Source organism: Pseudomonas sp. B3(2017) (assembly GCF_002113595.1).
GTDB lineage: Bacteria > Pseudomonadota > Gammaproteobacteria > Pseudomonadales > Pseudomonadaceae > Aquipseudomonas > Aquipseudomonas ekonensis.
The window spans coordinates 136,940-158,030 of sequence record NZ_NEIU01000014.1 but is presented as its reverse complement, the minus strand read 5'-3'; the positions used below and the strand labels follow the sequence as shown (position 1 = coordinate 158,030).

The 21,091-nt window shown below is 64.8% G+C and carries 14 protein-coding genes; all 14 read left to right on the top strand.

Translation table 11 applies throughout. From position 1 onward, the window contains the following. Positions 1-5: 5 nt before the first annotated feature. Positions 6-1,283 (top strand): flagellar assembly peptidoglycan hydrolase FlgJ, encoded by a 1,278-nt coding sequence (gene flgJ / locus CAG33_RS20330; RefSeq protein WP_085640325.1) that lies wholly within the window; start codon positions 6-8, stop codon positions 1,281-1,283. Between the two features lie 24 nt (positions 1,284-1,307). Further along, on the top strand, positions 1,308-3,353 hold the full coding sequence (flgK, locus tag CAG33_RS20325) for a flagellar hook-associated protein FlgK (protein WP_085577841.1): 2,046 nt from the start codon (positions 1,308-1,310) through the stop codon (positions 3,351-3,353). 13 nt (positions 3,354-3,366) lie between these two features. After that, on the top strand, positions 3,367-4,938 hold the full coding sequence (locus CAG33_RS20320; protein WP_085640322.1) for a flagellar hook-associated protein 3: 1,572 nt from the start codon (positions 3,367-3,369) through the stop codon (positions 4,936-4,938). 111 nt (positions 4,939-5,049) lie between these two features. Next, positions 5,050-8,643 (top strand): glycosyltransferase, encoded by a 3,594-nt coding sequence (locus CAG33_RS20315; RefSeq protein ID WP_085640319.1) that lies wholly within the window; start codon positions 5,050-5,052, stop codon positions 8,641-8,643. Positions 8,644-8,858: 215 nt separating this feature from the next. Further along, positions 8,859-11,921: a calcium-binding protein gene (locus CAG33_RS20310; protein WP_085640316.1), complete on the top strand. Its 3,063-nt coding sequence runs from the start codon at positions 8,859-8,861 to the stop codon at positions 11,919-11,921. 97 nt (positions 11,922-12,018) lie between these two features. Next, the gene (locus CAG33_RS20305) at positions 12,019-12,468 is read left to right on the top strand and encodes a hypothetical protein (RefSeq protein ID WP_256576452.1); all 450 of its coding nucleotides are present in this window, start codon (positions 12,019-12,021) and stop codon (positions 12,466-12,468) included. Between the two features lie 72 nt (positions 12,469-12,540). Continuing rightward, complete coding sequence (locus CAG33_RS20300) at positions 12,541-14,547, top strand: calcium-binding protein (RefSeq protein WP_085640310.1); 2,007 nt, start codon at positions 12,541-12,543, stop codon at positions 14,545-14,547. A 255-nt stretch (positions 14,548-14,802) separates the two neighbouring features. Next, positions 14,803-15,576, top strand: coding sequence for a glucose-1-phosphate cytidylyltransferase (rfbF, locus tag CAG33_RS20295; protein ID WP_085640307.1), 774 nt, complete (start codon positions 14,803-14,805; stop codon positions 15,574-15,576). Continuing rightward, entirely contained in the window at positions 15,558-16,640 is a 1,083-nt protein-coding gene (rfbG, locus tag CAG33_RS20290; RefSeq protein WP_085640304.1) for a CDP-glucose 4,6-dehydratase, read from the top strand. The genes rfbF and rfbG overlap by 19 nt, the downstream gene beginning before the upstream one ends. Beyond that, a complete protein-coding gene (locus CAG33_RS20285) occupies positions 16,637-17,197 on the top strand; it encodes a dTDP-4-dehydrorhamnose 3,5-epimerase family protein (protein WP_085577833.1) in 561 nt (186 codons plus the stop codon). Before rfbG ends, CAG33_RS20285 begins: the two co-directional genes overlap by 4 nt. Then, complete coding sequence (locus CAG33_RS20280; RefSeq protein WP_085577832.1) at positions 17,194-18,420, top strand: class I SAM-dependent methyltransferase; 1,227 nt, start codon at positions 17,194-17,196, stop codon at positions 18,418-18,420. Before CAG33_RS20285 ends, CAG33_RS20280 begins: the two co-directional genes overlap by 4 nt. Then, a complete protein-coding gene (locus CAG33_RS20275; protein WP_085640301.1) occupies positions 18,417-19,274 on the top strand; it encodes an NAD(P)-dependent oxidoreductase in 858 nt (285 codons plus the stop codon). Before CAG33_RS20280 ends, CAG33_RS20275 begins: the two co-directional genes overlap by 4 nt. Further along, positions 19,264-20,334 (top strand): class I SAM-dependent methyltransferase, encoded by a 1,071-nt coding sequence (locus CAG33_RS20270; RefSeq protein ID WP_085640298.1) that lies wholly within the window; start codon positions 19,264-19,266, stop codon positions 20,332-20,334. Before CAG33_RS20275 ends, CAG33_RS20270 begins: the two co-directional genes overlap by 11 nt. Positions 20,335-20,351: 17 nt before the next feature. Next, positions 20,352-21,089, top strand: a complete 738-nt coding sequence (locus tag CAG33_RS20265) for a cephalosporin hydroxylase family protein (protein WP_085577829.1) — start codon at positions 20,352-20,354, stop codon at positions 21,087-21,089. The last annotated feature ends 2 nt before the right edge of the window (positions 21,090-21,091 follow it).

Here is a 21,091-nt window from a genome sequence, read left to right as displayed (position 1 = left end):
CGACCATGGATATGCGCAAGAGCGGTCTGGTCAGCGGCAGCGACTCGGGGGCCTACTCGGACCTCAATCGCCTGAACCAGCTCAAGGTCGGCGACAAGAACAGCGACGCGAACATGCGCAAGGTGGCGCAGGAGTTCGAATCGCTGTTTCTGGGCGAAATGCTCAAGTCGATGCGATCGGCCACCGAGGCTCTCGGGAAGGACAACCCGATGAACACCGCGGAAGCCAAGCAGTACCAGGAAATGTACGACCAGCAGTTGGCGGTGTCGCTGTCCCGCGAGGGCGGCGGCATCGGCCTGGCCGACGTGCTGATGCGGCAGATGACCAAGAACAAGCCGGTGGCGCCGGGCGAGGCGGCGGCCAAGGCGGCCGCGGTGGAAACGCCGATCGCCGCCGGCACCGCCGCCACCGGCCCGCTGTCGCGGGTCAGCGGCGAGCGTCCGCTGTGGGCATCGCGTTCGCTGCGTGCGCCGAACGTCGAGCTTTCCCACCGCAACGACATGGAAATGATCAACCGGCGCCGTCTGGCCCTGCCGCCGAAGCTGGCCGACCGCTTGCTCGCCGGCCTGGTGCCGTCCGCCTCGGCGGCCACGAACACCGTGTTGCCGCAGCGCAGCACTGTCGGCGCCAACACCAATGCCATGGCCGCCAACACCGGCGCAGGCCCGCTGTACAACGGCGACTGGCTGGCGCGGGCCGAGGCGGACAAGGCTTCGGGCGGGCAGATGCAGATCTACGGCCGCGCCATGGCGCAGATCCCGCTGGCGCCGGCGAAACGCGCGTTCAGCGACGCCGACGAATTCGTCAACACCATGCTGCCGATGGCCAAAGAGGCCGCCGCGCGCATCGGCGTCGACCCGCGCTACCTGGTGGCCCAGGCCGCGCTGGAGACCGGCTGGGGCAAGTCGGTCATGCGCGCCCAGGACGGCAGCAGCAGCCACAACCTGTTCGGCATCAAGGCCAGCGGCAACTGGAAGGGCGATTCGGCCCGGGCGATCACCAGCGAGTTCCGCAACGGCCAGATGGTCAAGGAGACGGCCGAGTTCCGTTCCTACGCCTCCTACAAGGACAGCTTCCACGATCTGGTGACGATGCTGCAGAGCAACAATCGCTATCAAGAAGTGCTGAAGTCGGCCGATAACCCAGAACAGTTTGTACGCGAGTTGCAAAAGGCCGGTTACGCGACCGACCCGAACTACGCGACCAAGATTTCGCAGATAGCCAGGCAGATGGGCAGTTACCCCAACTACGCTGCGGCGGGTGCCTCCACCACGCCTCTCTAGGGCATAAGGAATAAGGTTTAAATCATGAGTTTGCTCAATATCGGGATGTCGGGGCTGTCCGCCAGCCAAGCCTCGCTGGCGACGACAGGCAATAACATCGCCAACGTCGACACCGCCGGTTATTCGCGCCAGCAAACCGTGCAGGGCACCAAGTCCTCGCAGCAGTACGGCAACGTCTTCATCGGCACGGGCACGACCCTGGCCGACGTGCGCCGGGTGTACAACTCCTACCTTGAGGCCCAGCTGCACACCGCCACTTCGCTCAACAGCGAAGCGGCCGCCTACCAGGTCCAGGCCAGCGCGCTGGATGCCTCGCTGTCGGAAACCAACACCGGCCTGACGGGCGTGCTGCAGAAGTTCTTCTCGTCGATGCAGTCGGTCGCGACGTCGCCCACCGACGACACGTCCCGCCAGACCGTCCTGACCGGCGCCCAGGCCCTGACCAGCCGCTTCAACGCGCTGGCCAAGCAACTGAACGACCAGAACACCACGATCAACGGCAACCTGTCGGACATGGCGTCCCAGGTGAACAAGCTGGCGACCTCGATCGCCACGCTGAACCAGAAGATCGGCGAGATCTCCACCAGCGGCGGCCAGCCGAACGACCTGCTCGACAGCCGCAACGAGGCCGTGCGCCAGTTGTCCGAGCTGGTCGGCGCCCAGGTCGTCGAGCGCGGCACCAGCCTCGACGTCTATGTCGGCAGCGGCCAGCCGCTGGTCGTCGGCAACACCATCAATACCCTGAGCACCGTGCCGAGCAAGGACGACCCGTCGCGCATGGCGCTGCAGATGGACCGCGGCTCGAGCACCATCGACATCACCTCGGTGGTCAGCGGCGGCGAAATCGGCGGCCTGCTCACCTACCGCAAAGAAGTGCTCGACCCGTCGCTCAACGAGCTGGGCCGCGTCGCACTGGTGGTGGCCGACCAGATGAACCGCCAGCAGGCCCAGGGCATCGACAAGAACGGTGACTTCGGCGCGGCGATCTTCAACAACATCAACAGCGCCGCGCTGATCAGCCAGCGCAGCATCGGCAAAGACGGCAACAGCGCCGGCTCCGGCAACCTCGATGTGACCATCAAGGACACCGGCAAGCTGACCACCAGCGATTACCAGGTGACCTTCACCAGCGCCACCGACTACACCGTCAAGCGCTCCGACGGCACTGACCTGGGCACGTTCAGCACCACCACCACGCCGCCTCCGGTGATCGACGGCTTCACCCTGTCGCTCAACGGCGGTGCCCTGAGCGCCGGCGACTCGTTCAAGGTGACGCCGACCCGCAACGCGGCCGCCAGCATCCAGACCGTGCTGACCGATCCGAAGAAAATCGCCGCAGCCGGCCCGCTGACCGGCGTGGCCAGCGCCAACAACTCGGGCACCTACACCCAGCCGACGCTGACCAGCACCATCGACATCTACAACCCGGCCGCCCAGGCGGAAATGCAGACCGCGCTCAAGTACTCGACGCCGGTCAAGCTGGTGTTCGGCGCGGTGAGCGGCGGCAGCCAGTCCTACAGCATGGTCGACGCCAAGGGCAACAGCATCGGCACCGGCACCATCGTGCCGGGCCAGGCCAACACCCTGAACCTGAACGTGGGCATGGTCGACGCCACCGGCGCGCCGGTGATGGACAACAGCGTCGTGCCGCCGGTGCAGAAGACCTTCACCGTGCAGACCACCGTGGGCGCCACGCCGAAGGCCGGCGAGACCTTCACGATGAACCTGACCGGCGCGGCGTCTTCGGACAACCGCAACGCCCAGGCGCTGGTCGGCCTGCAGACCAAGCAGACCGTGGACACCGGTTCGGCGAGCAAGGGCATCAGCCTGACCGACGCCTACAACAAGCTGGTGACCAACGTCGGCACCCAGGCGGCCCAGGGCAAGTCCGACAGCGCCGCCACCACGGTGATCCTGAACCAGGCCAAGGGCGCCCGCGACTCGCTGTCCGGCGTCGTCCTGGACGAAGAGGCCGCCAACCTGGTCAAGTACCAGCAGTACTACACCGCGTCTTCGCAGATCATCAAGGCTGCGCAGGAAACTTTCAGCACGCTGATCAACAGCCTTTAAGGAGTCGTAATCCATGCGCATTTCCACCGCCCAGTATTACGAGACGCAAGCTGCGAACTACCAGCGCAACTACAGCAACGCCGTGGCGACCAGCAACGAAGCCAGCAACCTGACCAAAATCAACACCGCCGCCGACGATCCGGTCGGCGCCGGCCGCCTGCTGGCTCTGGGTCAGCAGAGCGCGATCCTGGAGCAGTACAAGGGCAACATCAGCAGCACCAAGAGCGCGCTGAACCTGCAGGAATCCACCCTGGACGCGATCAACACCGCGTTGGCGCGCGCCAAGGAACTGGGCCTGGCCGCCAACAACGGATTCAAGACCGACGCCGACCGCAGCGCCTACGCCGAAGAACTGGGCCAGATCCAGCAACAGGTGCTGGGCCTGATGAACTCCAAGGACGCCAACGGCAACTACCTGTTCTCCGGCTCCAAGACCGACACCGCGCCGTACTCGCAGAACGCCGACGGCACCTTCACCTATAACGGCGACCAGACCCAGATCAACCTGGGCATCGGCGACGGCCTGACGGTGGGCACCAACACCACCGGCTGGGACGCGTTCCAGCAGACCATCAACACCAGCCGCACCCAGACCGCCATGACCGCCCCGGCCGTGGACGACGGCCGTGTGGTGCTGTCCAACGGCACCGTCGGCACCGCCGCGACCTACAACGCCAAGTTCAGCGGCGGCCAGCCGTACACCGTCAGCTTCCTGAGCAGCACCCAGATCAAGATCACCGATGCCCTGGGCAACGACGTGACCGCCGAAGCCAGCCAGAACGGCGTGATCAGCAACAGCAACGGCGCCAACCAGACGGTCAGCTTCCGTGGCGTGGACATGAAGCTGAACATCAACCTCAAGCCCGGCGACACCAACCCGGACGCCGTCATCGCCGGCCACAGCTTCCAGCTGTCGGCCAGCCCTGACTCGTTCACCACGGCGCGCAGCCCGGGCAACCCGTCGACGGCGGTGATCACCGGTTCCACCATCACCAACCCGTCGGACTACACCAACACCTTCCCGGCGAACGGCAGCACGGTGCTCAAGTTCACCAGCGCCACCGCCTTCGACCTGTATGCCGCGCCGATCACGGCCGACAGCAAGCCGATCTCGTCGGGCACCATGGTCGGCGGCAACGCCGTCGCCGCCGGCGTGACCTTCGCCATCGGCGGCACACCGGCCAACGGCGACCAGTTCTCGATCCAGTCGAACAACCACCAGACCCAGAACGTGCTCGACACCCTGGGCCAGATGATCACCGCGCTGAAGGCGCCGATCGACGGCGATCCGGTGGCCAAGCAGAAGTTCCAGGGCACCATGGAGTCGGCGCTGGGCAACATCGACAGCGCCGTGAACCAGATCGGCTCTGCGGTCACCTCGATCGGTGCCCGCGGGCAGGCGCTGGAAGAACAGACCACCACCAACGACAGCCTGACCGCGGCGAACGCCACCACCCAGAGCTCGATCCGCGATTCGGATCCGGCCGAGGTGATGACCCGCCTGACCCTGCAGCAGACCATGCTGCAGGCCGCCCAGCTGGCGTTCAGCAAGATTTCCCAGTTGAGCCTGTTCGACAGGATCTGAGGATGAGCGGGCGCGCGAGCGCCCGTTTCCCCACCGTTCTTTCTTTGTCTTCTTTTGCGGTTTCGAAGGGCTCGCTGTACCGGGCGGGTTCCCGCCGCTTGCGAGTCCGCCGTGAATTCACTCCCCCTTGTCAGCCTCGTCATCCCCGCCTTCAACCCGCGCTTCTTCGAGCGGACGTTGAACAGCGCCGTGAGCCAGACCTACGGTTCTCTTGAAATCATCGTCTGCGACGACAGCCGCGGCAGCCAGATCCAGGAGATTGTCGCTTCGGTGAGCGAGCAGTCCGGCGTTGCGGTGCGCTACGTGCGCAACCCGCGCACGCTGGGCATGATCGGCAACCTCAAGGCCTGCCTGGCCGAGGCGCGGGGCGAGTTCGTCAAGTTCCTGTGCGACGACGACCACCTCTACGCCTCCTGCATCGAGCAGCAGGCCCACGAGCTGGTGCGCGACGAAGTGAGCCTGGTGCTGGCCCAGCGGCTGCTCTGGGACGCGCAGGACATCATCCTGCCGGCGCGCCTGGAAAACACCTCGCTGTCACCGGCCAGCGGCCTGTTCAAGGGCGACGACCTGCTGGCGATCTTCGAGAAGTTCCCGGTGAACGTCCTGGGCGGCTTCAGCAACGCCCTGTTCCGGCGCACCGATCTTGAGGAACTGTTGCCGGCGCTGACCCAGGAAGGCCACTGCTTCACCGCGTCTCTGGATTTCGCCCTGTACATCTGCCTGATGCGGCGCGGCAACGTGGCGATCTCCAACAACGTGCTCAGCGCCGAGCGGCTGTACCCCGAGCGCCTGAGCGCCAGCCAGCCGATGAAGGATGCGGTGGAGGTCGAGCGCGAGTGGATGACGCAGATGCTCAAGGCCCGCAGCGGCGAATCGGCGCCGGCCCCGGGTTGGGTGCGTTATGTGCCGCTGGCCAAGGCCGACGAGTCGCCGCGCGCCTGGGAAGAGCTGCCCCTGAGCCGCACCCTGGGCTCCAAGCAGAGCCGTCAGGAGTGGTGCGTCGGCATCGACAGCTGGAGCTTTGCCGAGCTCTACGCGCAATGGCTGGGCTGCCGCGTGCTCAGCGAAGCCCAGCGCCGACTCCTGCCGGAGACCTTCGCCAGTTGGTCGCACAAGCCGCGGATCGTGCCGGTGGTCATCGACGCAGAAGGCAGCCGCGACGGCGTCGAGCGCACGCTGGAGGCGCTGGCCGCCCAAGACTATCCGCCGGAACTGATCCTGGTGCTGTCCGCCGACTGTTCCGAGCCGGCGCTGGACGGCCAGGTCTTCCGCATGCCGTTGCAGGGCGACGGCCTGGAGCAGGTCAATGCGCTGTTGCCGCAACTGGAAGGGGCCGACTGGTTCTACCTGCTGCAGGCGGGTGACCGTCCGGTGGCCCCGGCGCTGTTGGTCATGGCCGAGCGGATCGTGCACAACCCTTCGCTGACCTGCCTGTACGGCGACGAAGGTAGCCTGCGCAACGGCGAGTCGGCGGAGCCGGCGTTCAAGCCGGACTTCAACCTCGACCTCATGCGCAGTTACCCCTACGTCGGACGTGCGCTGGCGTTCCAGCGCGAGCGCTTCCTGGACCTGGGCGGCTTTGCGCCGGAGTTCGCAGAGCTTGCGCCTCACGATGTGCTGTGGCGCATGGTCGAAAGCGGCGGCACGCACGTGGTCGGCCACATTGCCGAAGTGATGCTGGAATCGGTCTTCGACCTGGCCAAATGGCTGGCCGAACCGGGCGTCGTCGAACAGAGCCCGCGAGTGCTCGAAGCGCACCTGCAACGCCTGGGCGTTGCCCATGAGCTGCGCCGCGGCAGCATCGACCTGCTCAACCGCATCGACTATCGCCATGCCCGCCGCCCATTGGTGTCGGTGGTCATCGTCACCAAGGACCAGACGGCGGCCTTGCAGCGCTGCGTCGAGACGCTGCTGGAAAAGACCGCCTACAGCGAGTACGAACTGCTGTTGGTCGACAACGGCAGCGAAAGCGCCGAGGCGTTGGCGTGGCTGGACGGCATGGCGCAGTTGGGCAGCGACCGGCTGCGCGTGTTGCGTTACCCGCAGCAGGGCAACCCAGCTGCCACCTACAACTTCGCGGTGGGCCAGGCCCGCGGCGAATACGTGCTGATGCTCAACTCCTTTGCGGTGATCACCCAGGCGGACTGGCTGGACGAACTGCTCAATCACGCCCAGCGCCCGGAGGTCGGCGTGGTCGGCGCCAAGATCTACAACCCGGACGGCTGCGTGCTGCACGCCGGCCTGGTGCTGGGCATGCAAGGGGCCGTCGGGCTGCCGTTCTACGGTCAGCCGATGCAGGCGGACGGCTACATGTACCGCTTGCAGACGGCCCACGATTTGAGTGCCGTCGGCGGCGATTGCCTGATGATTCGCAAGGCGCTGTTCCAGGCAGCGGGAGGGCTGGACGAACAGGAGCTGACCCAGACGCTCAACGTCGTGGATCTGTGCCTGCGGGTCGGTCAGGACGGCTATCTGGTGGTCTGGAACCCTTACGCCAAACTGGCGTTGGGCGCGCGTCCTACCGTGGAGGCGACGGAGCAAGAGCAGCAACTGCACGTGCAAGAGCACGAAACGTTCTACCAGCGCTGGTTGCCGGTCATCGCGCGCGACCCGGCCTTCAACGTCAACCTGGCGCTGCAGGGCGTCGGGGCGACCAGTTTCAGCCTGGAGCCGGGCCTGCGCACCGGCTGGACGCCGTTCTCCAGGAAACTGCTGCCCAATGTGCTGGCCGTGCCGATCAACGCGTCCGCCATCGGCCACTACCGCATCAGCCAGCCGATGATCGAGCTGGAAGCGGCGAACCGGGCCGAAGGGCGCATTTGCTACGGCTTGCCGTCGATCATTGAGATCGAACGCCAATCCCCCGACGTGATCGTGCTGCAAGGGCGTTACTCGAAACACGCCATCGATGAGATCCCGCCGCTGAAGCAATTCTCCAATGCGCGGAGGATCTTCGAGCTCGACGACAACGTCATCGACGTGCCTCAGCGCAATGCGCACATCCGCAACATGCCCAAGCGCGATGAAATGGAGCAACTGGTGCGCCGTGCCATCGGCTACTGCGACCGCGTGGTCGTGTCCACCGCGCCTTTGGCCAACGTCCTGTCGGACATGCACCACGACATCCGCGTCGTGCCCAACATGCTGTCCCGGCACCTGTGGACCGGCCTGCGCAGCCAGCGCCGCACCTCGAAGAAGCCGCGGGTCGGCTGGGGCGGCGGCACCAGCCACCACGGCGACCTGGCGGTGATCGCCGACGTGGTGCGCGAGCTGGCCAACGAGGTCGACTGGGTGTTCTTCGGCATGTGCCCGGACGACCTGCTGCCGTACATGCACGAGTTCCACGGCGTGATCGGGCTCGACGTGTACCCGGCGAAACTGGCCAGCCTCAACCTGGACCTGGCCCTGGCGCCGCTGGAGTTCCACATCTTCAACGACTGCAAGAGCAACCTGCGTCTGCTGGAGTACGGCGCCTGCGGTTACCCGGTGATCTGCACCGACACCGAGGCCTACCGCGGTTACCTGCCGTGCACCCGGGTCAAGACCAACACCACCGACGAATGGCTGCAAGCCATCCGCATGCACCTGGCCGACCCTGACGCCAGCTACCGCATGGGCGACGAGTTGCGCGAGGTCGTGCTGCGCGACTACGTGCTGCGCGACGAGAACCTGCGTTACTGGGAGAACGGCTGGCTGGCGGACTGACCGGTTCGAGACGGCATGCTGTCAAAAAGAGGCGACCTTTTGGGGTCGCCTTTTTTTTGCTGTGACAAACCTCTCTATTTCGGGGTTATCGATGGGGCGTCGGTTCAAGGTTTGGGATTTTCCTGTCGATAACACCTCAATCGTTCGTTCGGAATGGACGGCTGGAACGTCCCGCCGGCGAGTACCGGATCAATCAAAAGGCAAGGAAGAAACACATGGCAGTCATCAACGGAACAAACGGCGCGGACACGCTGACAGGTACGGACGGGGACGACGAAATCAATGCCCTGGGCGGCAACGATATGATCAAGGGCAGCGCCGGCGCCGACAAGATCAATGGCGGTGATGGAACCGGTGACGTGGTGGACTACTCGGGCTCGTCGCAAGCCATCAACGTCGATCTGATCCAGGGCGGCGGAACGGGGCGGGCCGGCATCGGGGGCGATGCCGAGGGCGACACGCTGACCAACATCGAAAAGGTGATCGGCACCGAGTTCAACGACACGTTCAGCGTCGACAAGGGCACCGCGACCTTTGAGGGCGGCGCAGGCGACGACGTGTACATCATCAACGGGAGCAACCTCACCAACGTCATCGAGTTGGCCGGCGGCGGCAACGACGAGGTGCGCACCAGCTTCGACATCCAGTCGCTTCGGGACAACATCGAACGCCTGACCTACACCGGCAGCGGAGCGTTCACCGGTTACGGCAACGCCAGCGACAACGTCATCACGGGCGGGGCCGGCAACGACATCCTGTTTGGCGGCGCGGGCGCCGACCAGTTCATCGGCGGGGCCGGCATGGACACCGTCGGTTACACGGACAGCGCCGTCGGCGTGACGCTGAACTTCAAGACCGGCGTCAACTCCGGCATCGCGGCGGGGGACACCTACACCGGCATCGAAAGAATCCTCGGATCTAACGTCAACGATACGTTCGTCGCCGACAGCCGTGCATTTGCCTTCGACGGCGGTGGCGGAACCGGTGACGTGGTGGACTACTCGGGCTCGTCGCAAGCCATCAACGTCGATCTGATCCAGGGCGGCGGAACGGGGCGGGCCGGCATCGGAGGCGATGCCGAGGGCGACACGCTGACCAACATCGAAAAGGTGATCGGCACCGCGTTCAACGACACGTTCAGCGTCGACAAGGGCACCGCGACCTTTGAGGGCGGCGCAGGCGACGACGTGTACATCATCAACGGGAGCAACCTCACCAACGTGATCGAGCTGGCCGGCGGCGGCAACGACGAGGTGCGCACGAGCTTCGACATCCAGTCGCTTCGGGACAACATCGAACGCCTGACCTACACCGGCAGCGGAGCGTTCACCGGTTACGGCAACGCCAGCGACAACGTCATCACGGGCGGGGCCGGCAACGACATGCTGTTTGGCGGCGCGGGTGCCGACCAGTTCATCGGCGGAGCCGGCATGGACACCGTCGGCTACACGGACAGCGCCGTCGGCGTGACGCTGAACTTCAAGACCGGCGTCAACTCCGGCATCGCGGCAGGGGACACCTACACCGGCATCGAAAGAATCCTCGGTTCGAACGTCAACGATATCTTCGTCGCCGACAGCCGTGCATTTGCCTTCGACGGCGGTGGCGGAACCGGTGACGTGATGGACTACTCGGGCTCGTCAGAGGCCATCAACGTCGATATCCGCGCCACCGGTCCGGGGCGGGCCGGTATCGGAGGGGATGCTCAAGGCGATACGTTAGCCAACATCGAGAAAGTCATCGGTACGGCGTTCAATGACACGTTCAATCTCGATACGGCCACTGCGACGTTCGAGGGCGGTCTTGGTGACGATGTCTACATTCTCAACGGCAGCGGGGGCACCGTCATCGAGCAGGCTGGCGGAGGCAATGATGAGGTGCGCTCCAACTTCGGCCAGATATTCTTGAGCGCCAATGTTGAACGTCTGACCTATACCGGCACCGGGTCTTTCACCGGTTGGGGGAATGCGGACGACAACATCATCACCGGCGGGGTCGGCAACGACATCCTGTATGGCGGTGCGGGTGCCGACCAGTTCATCGGTGGTGCAGGCACAGACACCGTCGGCTACATCGACAGTCCGGTAGGGGTCAGCATCAATCTGAAGACCGGCGTCAATTCCGGCATCGCGGCCGGGGATACCTACATCGGTATCGAGGGCCTGCGCGGCACAGGTTTCGGTGACATTTTCGTAGGCGCGAGCGCGCCCATGGCCTTTGACGGCATGGGCGGCATGGATCTGGTCAGTTACGAGTCATCTGACAGTGCCGTATCCATCGATCTGAAAAACTATGCCAACAACACCGGCGACGCCTCCGGCGATACCTACACAGGGATCGAGCTGTTCCAGGGCAGCCGCTTTGGCGACACGCTTTCGGGTTCGACCGTCAACGACATCTTCATCGGCGGAGCGGGTGCCGATGTGATCGACGGCCGGGAAGGGAACGATTCGGCCTGGTACGTCAACAGCGCCACGGCCGTGAACATCAACCTGCTGACCGGCGTCAATCAGGGCGGGGATGCCGAGGGCGATGTGCTGATCAACATCGAGAGTGTCATCGGCAGCCGCTTCAACGACACGCTGGTCGGCAATGCAGGGGACAACGGTTTTGAAGGTGGCCTCGGCAATGATGTGATTAATGGCGGCGACGGCAACGACACACTCTACGGCAGCCTGTACAGCCCGCTCGGGCCGTTCGCCGTTGATGTCGCTGCCGGCGGGCCGCAAGCCGATATGCTGTACGGCGGCAACGGGAACGACATCATCGTCAGCGCTCCGGACGACCGCGGAACCATGGCTTTCGGCGAGGCCGGCAATGACACCATCACAGTGGTCAGCGGCACCGCCGACGGCGGTGACGGAGCCGACACCTTGACCGGAACCGGCGACAACTTCGTGCTGCTGGGCGGTGCGGGCAACGACAAGTTGATCTTGGGGTCGCAGAACGGCAGTTCGGGCCAGCTCCTGTCCGGAAGTTTCGCCAACGGCGGTGAGGGTGACGACACTTACATCATCAACACCAGCAAACTGGTGACCCTGCGGGATGACGGAAGCAGCACCAACGACACGCTGATCCTGAACAACGTCCACTCGGCCGCATCGCTGCAACTGACGCGGATCGGCGATGACCTGCTCCTCAATGAAACCGGGGACCGGGCCGATCGGGGCGTGAAGCTTCAGGACTGGTTCGCCGGCCACAACACCATCGAGCACTTCAAGGCCGCCAACGGCGACGTTCTGCCGATCAATGGTGATGCGTTCAGCGTATTCGGCTGATACCCGGGTGCGATGCCTTTCAGGCCGTTTTTGAAAGGCATCGGCCATTTGAGGCAGGCGACTTTATGTCGCCTGTTTTTGTTTGGGGTTCAGGGGGATGCTTTTCCTCCAAGTGCATGAGGCACTCCCTTCAGACGATCTCATCACGGTGACCTACGGCATGGCCGACGGCGGCGAGGGCAATGACCTGCTGACCGGCACGGGCACCGGCTGGGCCAACGGCGGTGAAGGTGACGACACCTATACCGTCAACACCCGGGCGTTGGTCTCGATCCAGGATGACGGCGCCAGCCGTGGCGACACAGTGGTCCTGTCGTTCATCCGCAGTACGGACTTGCTTGCTGACCGCGTCGGCGACGACCTCTATCTGCACGAGTCGAAGTTCGTGGCCGGGCAGACGCCGCAGGAGGGTGTGCTGCTCAAGGACTGGTTCGCCGGCTCCGCCACCATCGAACAGATCCAGACGGCCACCGCAAGGTCTTTTTCGCGGTGGGTCTCAAGCTTTGGTTTTGTCGAATCGATAGCTTCGTATTCGCCGTTTAGGTGATCAGGTGGCAGGCCTGGGAGAGAGGTCTGCGCCACCGGTTCAGGATTCAACAACCACGCAAGGAAGAAACACATGGCAGTGATAAATGGAACGAGTGATGCGGATTTCATGGGCGGCACTCAAGACAATGACGAACTCTACGGACTGGAGTCGGACGATCGGCTTTGGGCCAGCGCCGGCTCGGATCTTCTGGATGGCGGGGAAGGGTTCGATGCAGCGGACTATGGGCTGATGCAGGCGGGTGTCAGTGTCGATCTGCGCGAAACGCTGGCGACGGTCACCAAGGCGGATGGATCCGTCGATACGCTGGTCAATATCGAGAAAGTCATCGGCAGCTCCAACAACGACACGCTGGCCAGTTCGGTTGCCGGGGTGACGCTGGAGGGTGCTGGCGGTGACGATATCTACATTATCGACAGCGAAGGCGTGACGATCATTGAAGAGGAACGGGGCGGCTATGACGAGCTGCGCACCAGCGTCAACACCATGAAGCTTGATCCGTTCCTGGAGAAACTCACTTTCACCGGCACGGGCGACTTCAAGGGTTACGGCAATGCCCAGATGAACGTGATTGTTGGCGGTGCCGGCAATGACGTGCTGTGGGGCGGCGATGGCGGCGATCAGTTCGTGGGCGGTGAAGGCTTCGATACTGTCAGCTACACCGACAGCCCTGAAGGGCTCAGTATTGAGTTGTCCAGCATCTGGGGCGCCACCGGTTTCGCTTTCGGCGATACCTACTCGAGTATCGAGGGCGTGCAGGGTTCGAATTTCAACGATGTGATCTTTGCCGGCGAGAGCGCCATGGTCATGGACGGCGCCGATGGTTTCGACGCTGCCGACTACAGCCGTTCGAACGATGCGGTCACCTTCGAATTTCACGATGGCAAGGCCTTTGGAACGGGTGGCTACGCCGAAGGCGACACGCTGGTCAACGTGGAAAAAATCGTCGGTTCGGATCTGGCCGACCACTTCACTGCCAATTCGGCGGGCATCACCTTCGAAGGTGGCCGAGGCGGTGACATCTACACGGTCAACAGCATTGGCGTGAGCATCATCGAGGGCGAGACTGATGGCTTTGACGAGCTGTACACCAACCTGTCGCTGATGAAGATGGATCCGTTCATCGAAAAAATGACCTACACCGGCACTGCCGATTTCACAGGTTATGGCAATGACGGTGCCAACATCATCGTCGGCGGCGTCGGTAATGACGTGTTCTACGGTGGTCTCGGTCAGGATGTCTTCGACGGCGGCGAGGGGATGGATACCGTCAGCTATGAGGACAGCGATGTCGGTGTGGCGGTCGGGATGTGGCAACTGGGCCAGAACGGCACGGCCCAGGGCGACATGTATCTGAACATCGAGGCGCTGCGTGGCAGTCACTTCGACGACGTCATGACGGGCAGCATGGGCGACGATATCTTCGAAGGCAGCGACGGCAACGACACGCTGAACGGCGACTACGGCAACGACTACCTCTATGGCGGTCTGAAGTCGGGGCTCGACAGCGATGTCGCGCAGGCTGACATCCTCAATGGCGGTGCCGGCGACGACGTGATCGTCGGCGCCAAAAATGACTTGGGCACCCTCGCCTACGGTGGCGATGGCAATGACACCATCACGGTCGGCAGTGGCAGTGCCTTTGGTGAGGAGGGCTTTGACCTGCTCACCGGTACCGGCAGCCATTACCTGTTGTCCGGTGGCGGCGGCAACGACGTGCTGGTGCTCAACCTTGCCGGGCAGTCGAACAGCGGCGGCGTCGCGATGGGCGGCAGCGGGGATGATACCTACATCGTCAACACGACCGGTCTGGTGACGATTCAGGACCAGCCCGGCTGGGAGATCAACGACACCCTGATCCTCAATACCATTGCCAACATCAGCCAGTTGAACGTCACCCGTGTCGGCGACGACGCGTACCTGCACAGCGTCAATGATGGCAGCGCCGGTGTTCCGGACAGCGGCGTCAAGCTGCAGGGTTGGTATGCCGGGAATGACAACATCGAGATCCTGCAGACCGCCGACGGCCAGTCTTACGACCTGCGTGCCACTGTCGACGGGTTCGCGCTTTTCGGCTGATCCACCGATGCATTGATGCAGCCACACGAAAGGGATGGCCCCGGCGACGGATCCATCCCTTTTTCATGCCCGCCGTCCCCGCCGACGCAACGCCCGCAGAGCTGGCGCGTTTCCTGCAAGTCCCCCTCAAATCGCCATAAAACGAGCGCTCGCGGCCATTGCCCCGGCGCCCGCACCGGCAAAAAGGTTTAGCCAGAAGGCCCGCCAGGCTCAAGAACGCCGCGCGCAGCCCTGTGACGAACGAGAGGGGAGACGATGAAGGCAGTTATTTTGGCGGGTGGGCTCGGTACGCGCATCAGCGAGGAGTCGCACCTCAAGCCCAAGCCGATGATCGAGATCGGCGGCAAGCCAATTCTCTGGCACATCATGAAGCAGTATTCCGCCCACGGGATCCACGACTTCGTGATCTGCCTCGGCTACAAGGGCTACGCGATCAAGGACTTCTTCGCCAACTACTTCCTGCACACCTCCGACGTCACCTTCGACATGCGCAACAACCGCATGGACGTGCACCAGAACTACAGCGAGCCATGGCGCGTGACGCTGGTGGACACCGGCGAAGACACCATGACCGGCGGCCGCCTGCGCCGTGCCGCACGCTACCTGGAAGGCGAAGAGGCGTTCTGCTTCACCTACGGCGACGGCGTGTCCGACCTCAACATCGGCGAGCTGGTGGACTTCCACCTGAGCCACGGCAAGCTGGCCACCGTCACCGCGGTGCAGCCGCCGGGCCGCTACGGCGCGCTGGAGCGCGACGGCGACCGCGTGCTGGGCTTCACCGAAAAGCCCAGGGGCGACGGTGGCTGGATCAACGGCGGCTTCTTCGTGCTGTCGCCCAAGGTGCTGCCTTACATCGCTGACGATCAGACGTCCTGGGAGGCCGAGCCGCTGGCCGACCTCGCCGCCGAAGAGCAGTTGCAGGCGTTCCAGCACGAAGGCTTCTGGCACCCGATGGACACCCTGCGCGACAAGAACCACCTCGAAGCGCTGTGGCACAGCGGGGAGGCCCCATGGAAGCAATGGGCCTGAGTCCGGAGTTCTGGCGCGGCAAGCGGGTCCTGGTCACCGGTCACACCGGTTTCAAGGGCAGTTGGCTGACCCTGTGGCTGCAAAGCCTGGGCGCGCAGGTCAGCGGCTTCGCCCTCGACCCGGCGACCGAACCGAACCTGTTCGGACTGGCGCGGGTGCACGAAGGCATCAACGATCAGCGCGGCGACCTGCGCGACCTGGGCGCCTTGCTGGAGATCATCGCCGACACCGAGCCTGAGATCGTCCTGCACCTGGCGGCCCAACCGTTGGTGCGCGAAGGCTACCGCGATCCGCTGGGCACCTACTCCAGCAACGTCATGGGCACCCTCAATCTGCTCGAAGCGATCCGTCAGGTCGGCTGCGTGCGGGCCTGCGTGCTGGTGACCACCGACAAGGTCTACGCCAATAAGGAATGGCTGTGGCCGTACCGCGAGGACGAAGCCCTCGGCGGCCATGACCCTTACAGCAGCAGCAAGGCCTGCTGCGAACTGTTGGCGCAGTCTTACGCGGCGTCGTTCTTTCCGGCGGACAAGTACGCCGAACACGGCCTGGCGTTGGCCACCGCCCGCGCCGGCAACGTGCTGGGCGGCGGCGACTTTGCCCCGGAGCGCCTGATTCCCGATGTGCTCAAGGCCTGGACGGCGGACGAGCCGGTGACCCTGCGCTACCCGCAGGCCGTGCGTCCGTGGCAGCACGCGCTGGAGCCGTTGGCCGGCTACCTGCAACTGGCGGCCGGCCTCTACGAAGAGGGCCCGGAGTACGCCGGTGCGTGGAACTTCGGCCCGGGCGAGGCGGACATGTGCAGCGTCGGCGAAGTGGTCGAACTGCTCGCCAACCGTTGGCCCCAGGCCCGTGGCCTGCGCATCGAGCCGAGCGAGCTGCACGAGGCCGGCCTGTTGCGGCTGGACAGCAGCCGCGCCCGTCAGGTGCTGGGCTGGCAGCCGCGCTGGACCTTGCAGCAATGCCTGACCCAGACCCTCGACTGGCACCTGGCCTGGCAGAACGGCGATGACATGCGCCGGGTCTCCCTCGGCCAACTGAACCTGTACCGGGGCGCGCTGTGAGTGAATTCTCCTTGCAGGCCCTGCCGCTGGCCGGGCTGTTCAACGTCAGCCACAAGCGCTTCGAAGACCAGCGCGGGCACTTCGCCCGGCTGTTCTGCGAGGGCAGCCTGAGTGCGTTCGGCCGCGAGTTCCACATCCGTCAGATCAACCATTCCTGCACCCGCGAAAAGGGCAGCGTGCGCGGCCTGCATTACCAGAACGCCAATGCGCCGGAAGCCAAGCTGATCACCTGCCTGCGCGGTGAGGTGTGGGACGTGGCGGTGGACCTGCGCCCGGACTCCGAGACCTTCCTGCATTGGCACGCCGAACACCTGAAGGCCGGCGACGGCCGCAGCCTGCTGATCCCGGCCGGCTTCGCCCACGGTTTCCAGACCCTGACCGACGACGCCGAACTGCTTTACCTGCACAGCGCCGACTACGCGCCGGAGCACGAGGGCGGGCTGTCGGTGAACGATCCGCGGCTGGCCATCGCCTGGCCGCTGCCTGTCAATAATTTGTCGGCGCGGGACTCCAGCCATCCCGCGCTCGATCAACACTTCGCTGGAGTGCGTCTATGAATTGCCGTGGGTGCGCCGCACCGCTGAGCCTGCCGCTGATCGACCTCGGCACCTCGCCGCCGTCCAACGCCTACGTGCATGCCGACCGCCTGGAGCAGGCCGAGCAATGGGTGCCGCTGAAGGTCGCCGTGTGCCAGCAATGCTGGCTGGTGCAGACCGAGGACTACACCCGCGCCGACAGCCTGTTCGACGCCGAGTACGCCTATTTCAGCTCGTTCTCCAGCACCTGGCTGGCCCATGCCGAGCGCTATGTGGCCGAGATGGCCGAACGCTTCGGCCTGAACGCCGACAGCCGTGTGGTGGAGGTGGCCGCCAACGACGGCTACCTGCTGCAGTACGTGGCCGGTCGCGGCATCCCGTGCCTGGGCGTCGAGCCGACCCGCAGCACCGCCCAGGCGGCACGGGAAAAGGGCCTGGAGATCCGCGAGCTGTTCTTCGGCCGCGACACCGCCGCGCAACTGAAGGCCGACGGCTGGGCCGCCGACCTGATGGCCGCCAACAACGTGCTGGCCCACGTGCCGGACATCAACGATTTCCTCGGCGGTTTCGCCGCGTTGCTCAAGCCCACCGGCGTGGCCACGTTCGAATTCCCGCAACTGCTGACGCTGATGGCCGGCGCGCAGTTCGACACGCTGTACCACGAGCACTATTCCTACCTGTCCCTGACCGCCGTGCAGACCCTGTGCGAGCGCAACGGCCTGGAAGTCTTCGACGTCAGCCAGTTGAGCACCCATGGCGGTTCGCTGCGGGTGTTCGTGCAGCGCCGGGACGGCGAGCGCCGCGCCGTGCAGCCGGCCGTGCAGCAGCAGTTGCAGGCCGAGCTCGACGCCGGGGTGAAGACCGCCGGCTACTACGCGACGCTGGCGCCCGCCGCCGAACGCATCAAGCACGACCTGCTGCGCTTTCTGCTCAAGGCCAAGGCCGACGGCAAGCGCGTGGTCGGCTACGGCGCCGCCGCCAAGGGCAACACGCTGCTCAACTACGCCGGGGTCAAGCCGGACCTGCTGGCCTGGGTGGCCGACGCTAACCCGCACAAGCAGGGCAAGCTGTTGCCGGGCAGCCGCATTCCGATCGTGGCGCCTGAGCGCATCGACCTCGAGAAACCGGACTACGTGCTGGTGCTGCCGTGGAACCTGCTGCACGAAGTCAGCCAGCAGCTGGCGCACGTGCGTCAGTGGGACGGGCGCTTCGTGATCGCCGTGCCGGAGATGAAAGTCCTGTGAAGGTCCTGGTCACCGGAGCCACCGGCTTCGTCGGTCGCCACCTGGTCGCGGCGCTGCTTGCCCGCGGTTGCACGGTGCGGGCGGTGGCGCGCAATGCGCAGACTGCGCAAGGCATGCCGTGGATCAAGGACGTCGAGTTCGTGGCGGCGGATATTCACGCGCCGGACCTGGATGCCGTGGCCTTGACCGACGGCGTCGACGCCCTCGCGCACCTGGCCTGGCCGGGGTTGCCGAACTACCGCGCGCTGTTCCATTTCGAACACAACCTGATGGCCGACTACCGCTTCGTCAAAAGCGTGGTGGAGGCGGGCGTGAAGCAAGTGCTGGTGACCGGCACCTGCTTCGAGTACGGCATGCAGAGCGGGCCCCTCAGCGAAGCGACCGCGCCGCAGCCGGCCAACCCGTACGGCCTGGCCAAGCACACGCTGCACCTGTTCCTGCGCAACCTGCAGCAAGAGCTGCCGTTCACCCTGCAATGGGCGCGGCTGTTCTACCTGCACGGCGAAGGGCAGAACCCCAACAGCCTGCTGGCGGCGCTGGATCGGGCCATCGAGGCCGGGGCGCCGTCGTTCGACATGTCGGCGGGTGAGCAACTGCGGGATTTCCTGGCGATCGAGACGGCCGCCGGGCACCTCGCCGCGATCCTCCAGCGGCGCGGTTTCGACGGCGCGGTCAACTGCGCCAGCGGCCGGCCGGTGTCGGTGCGTTCGCTGGTCGAGCAACGCCTGCGCGAGCGCGGCGCCCGTCTGGACCTGAAGCTGGGCCACTACCCGTACCCGACCCACGAGCCGATGGCGTTCTGGGCGGTGACCGAGCGTCTGCAACAGTTACTGGGAGACCGCCATGAAGCATGAGTTGTACCGCGCCACCGACCTGCCGGTGCTGCAGAACCGCACCTTCGCCGATCCCGAGTCGGCGAAGGCGTCGGCCCGCGCCGACATGCTGCTGGTCCAGGACGAGCGCAGCGGCCTGATCTTCAACGCGGCGTTCGACGCCGACAAGCTCAGCTACGACGCCGACTACCAGAACGAGCAGGCCCACTCCGGCCAGTTCCAGAAGCACCTGCACGACGTCGAAGGCATCATCGCCAAGCACTTCAAGGGCCGGGAACTGATCGAGGTCGGCTGCGGCAAGGGCTACTTCCTTGAGCTGCTCAAGGGCCTGGGCTACCGCATCACCGGCATCGACCCGGCCTACGAAGGCGACAACGCCGACGTGATCAAGGCCCCGTTCACCCGTGGCCTGGGCCTGGCGGCGGACGCCGTCGTGCTGCGCCACGTGCTGGAGCACATCCAGGATCCGGTGAGCTTTCTGGCGGTGATCGCCGAAGCCAACCAGGGCGGGCAGATCTACATCGAAGTGCCGTGCTTCGACTGGATCCTCGAACACCGCGCCTGGTTCGACCTGTTCTACGAGCACGTCAACTATTTCCGCCTCGACGACCTGCGCCGGATGTTCGGCACCGTGCACGAGGCCGGCCACCTGTTCGGCGGCCAATACCTGTACATCGTCGCCGACCTGGCCACGCTGCGCCTGGCCCCGGAGCAACCGGTGCCGCGCCTGGCCCTGCCGGACGGCTTCACCGCCAGCCTCGAACGGGCGGTGCAGATCATCCAGGCCGCGCCCGGCCAGGGTTCGGCGATCTGGGGCGCGTCCTCCAAGGGCGTGATCTATTCGCTGTTCCTGCAACGGGCGGGCGTGGCGGTGGACCGCGTGGTGGACATCAACCCGGCCAAGCAGGGGCGCTTCCTGCCCCTGAGCGGCGCGCGGGTGTCCTCGCCGCAGGAGGCCATGGACGCCTTGCCCGAAGGCGCCAACCTGTTTGTGATGAATTCCAATTACCTCGAAGAGATCAAGCGGATGACCGATGGACGCTACGTCTATCACGCCGTTGACAGCGCTTCGTTCCAGTGACTACCGAGATCGTGAACATGACCGACAACAGCATCAACAAAGCCTTCGAAGCCGAATGCCGCGAGCAGATCGCCCAGCAGGGCGACGACCAGAAGCTCACTGGCCTGGCCCGGGACTTCTTCAACGAATCGGCCAAGCACAAGTACAGCTACCACTTCTCGTGGATGGGCCGTCCGATCATCCAGCTGCCGCAAGACATGATGGCGATGCAGGAGATCATCTGGCAGGTCAAGCCGGACCTGGTCATCGAGTGCGGCATCGCCCACGGCGGTTCGATCATCTACTACGCCTCGCTGCTGGAGCTGCAAGGCCACGGCGAAGTGCTGGGCATCGACCTGGACATCCGCCCGCACAACCGCGAAGCCATCGAGAGCCACCCGATGAGCAAGCGCATCTCCATGATCGAAGGTTCGAGCATCGACCCTGAGATCGCCGCCAAGGTGCGCGCCGCCGCCGAAGGCAAGAAGGTCATCCTGGTGCTGGACTCCAACCACACCCACGACCACGTGCTCGAAGAGCTGCGCCTGTACGCGCCGCTGGTGTCGGTGGACAGCTACTGCGTGGTGATGGACACCGTGGTCGAAGACATGCCGGCCGATTTCTTCCCGGACCGTCCGTGGGGCCCGGGCGACAACCCGAAGACCGCCGTGTGGAAGTACCTGGAAGAGAACAAGGATTTCGAGATCGACGTTCAGCTGCAGAACAAGCTGCTGATCACCGTGGCGCCGGACGGCTACCTGCGTCGCGTGCGTTAATC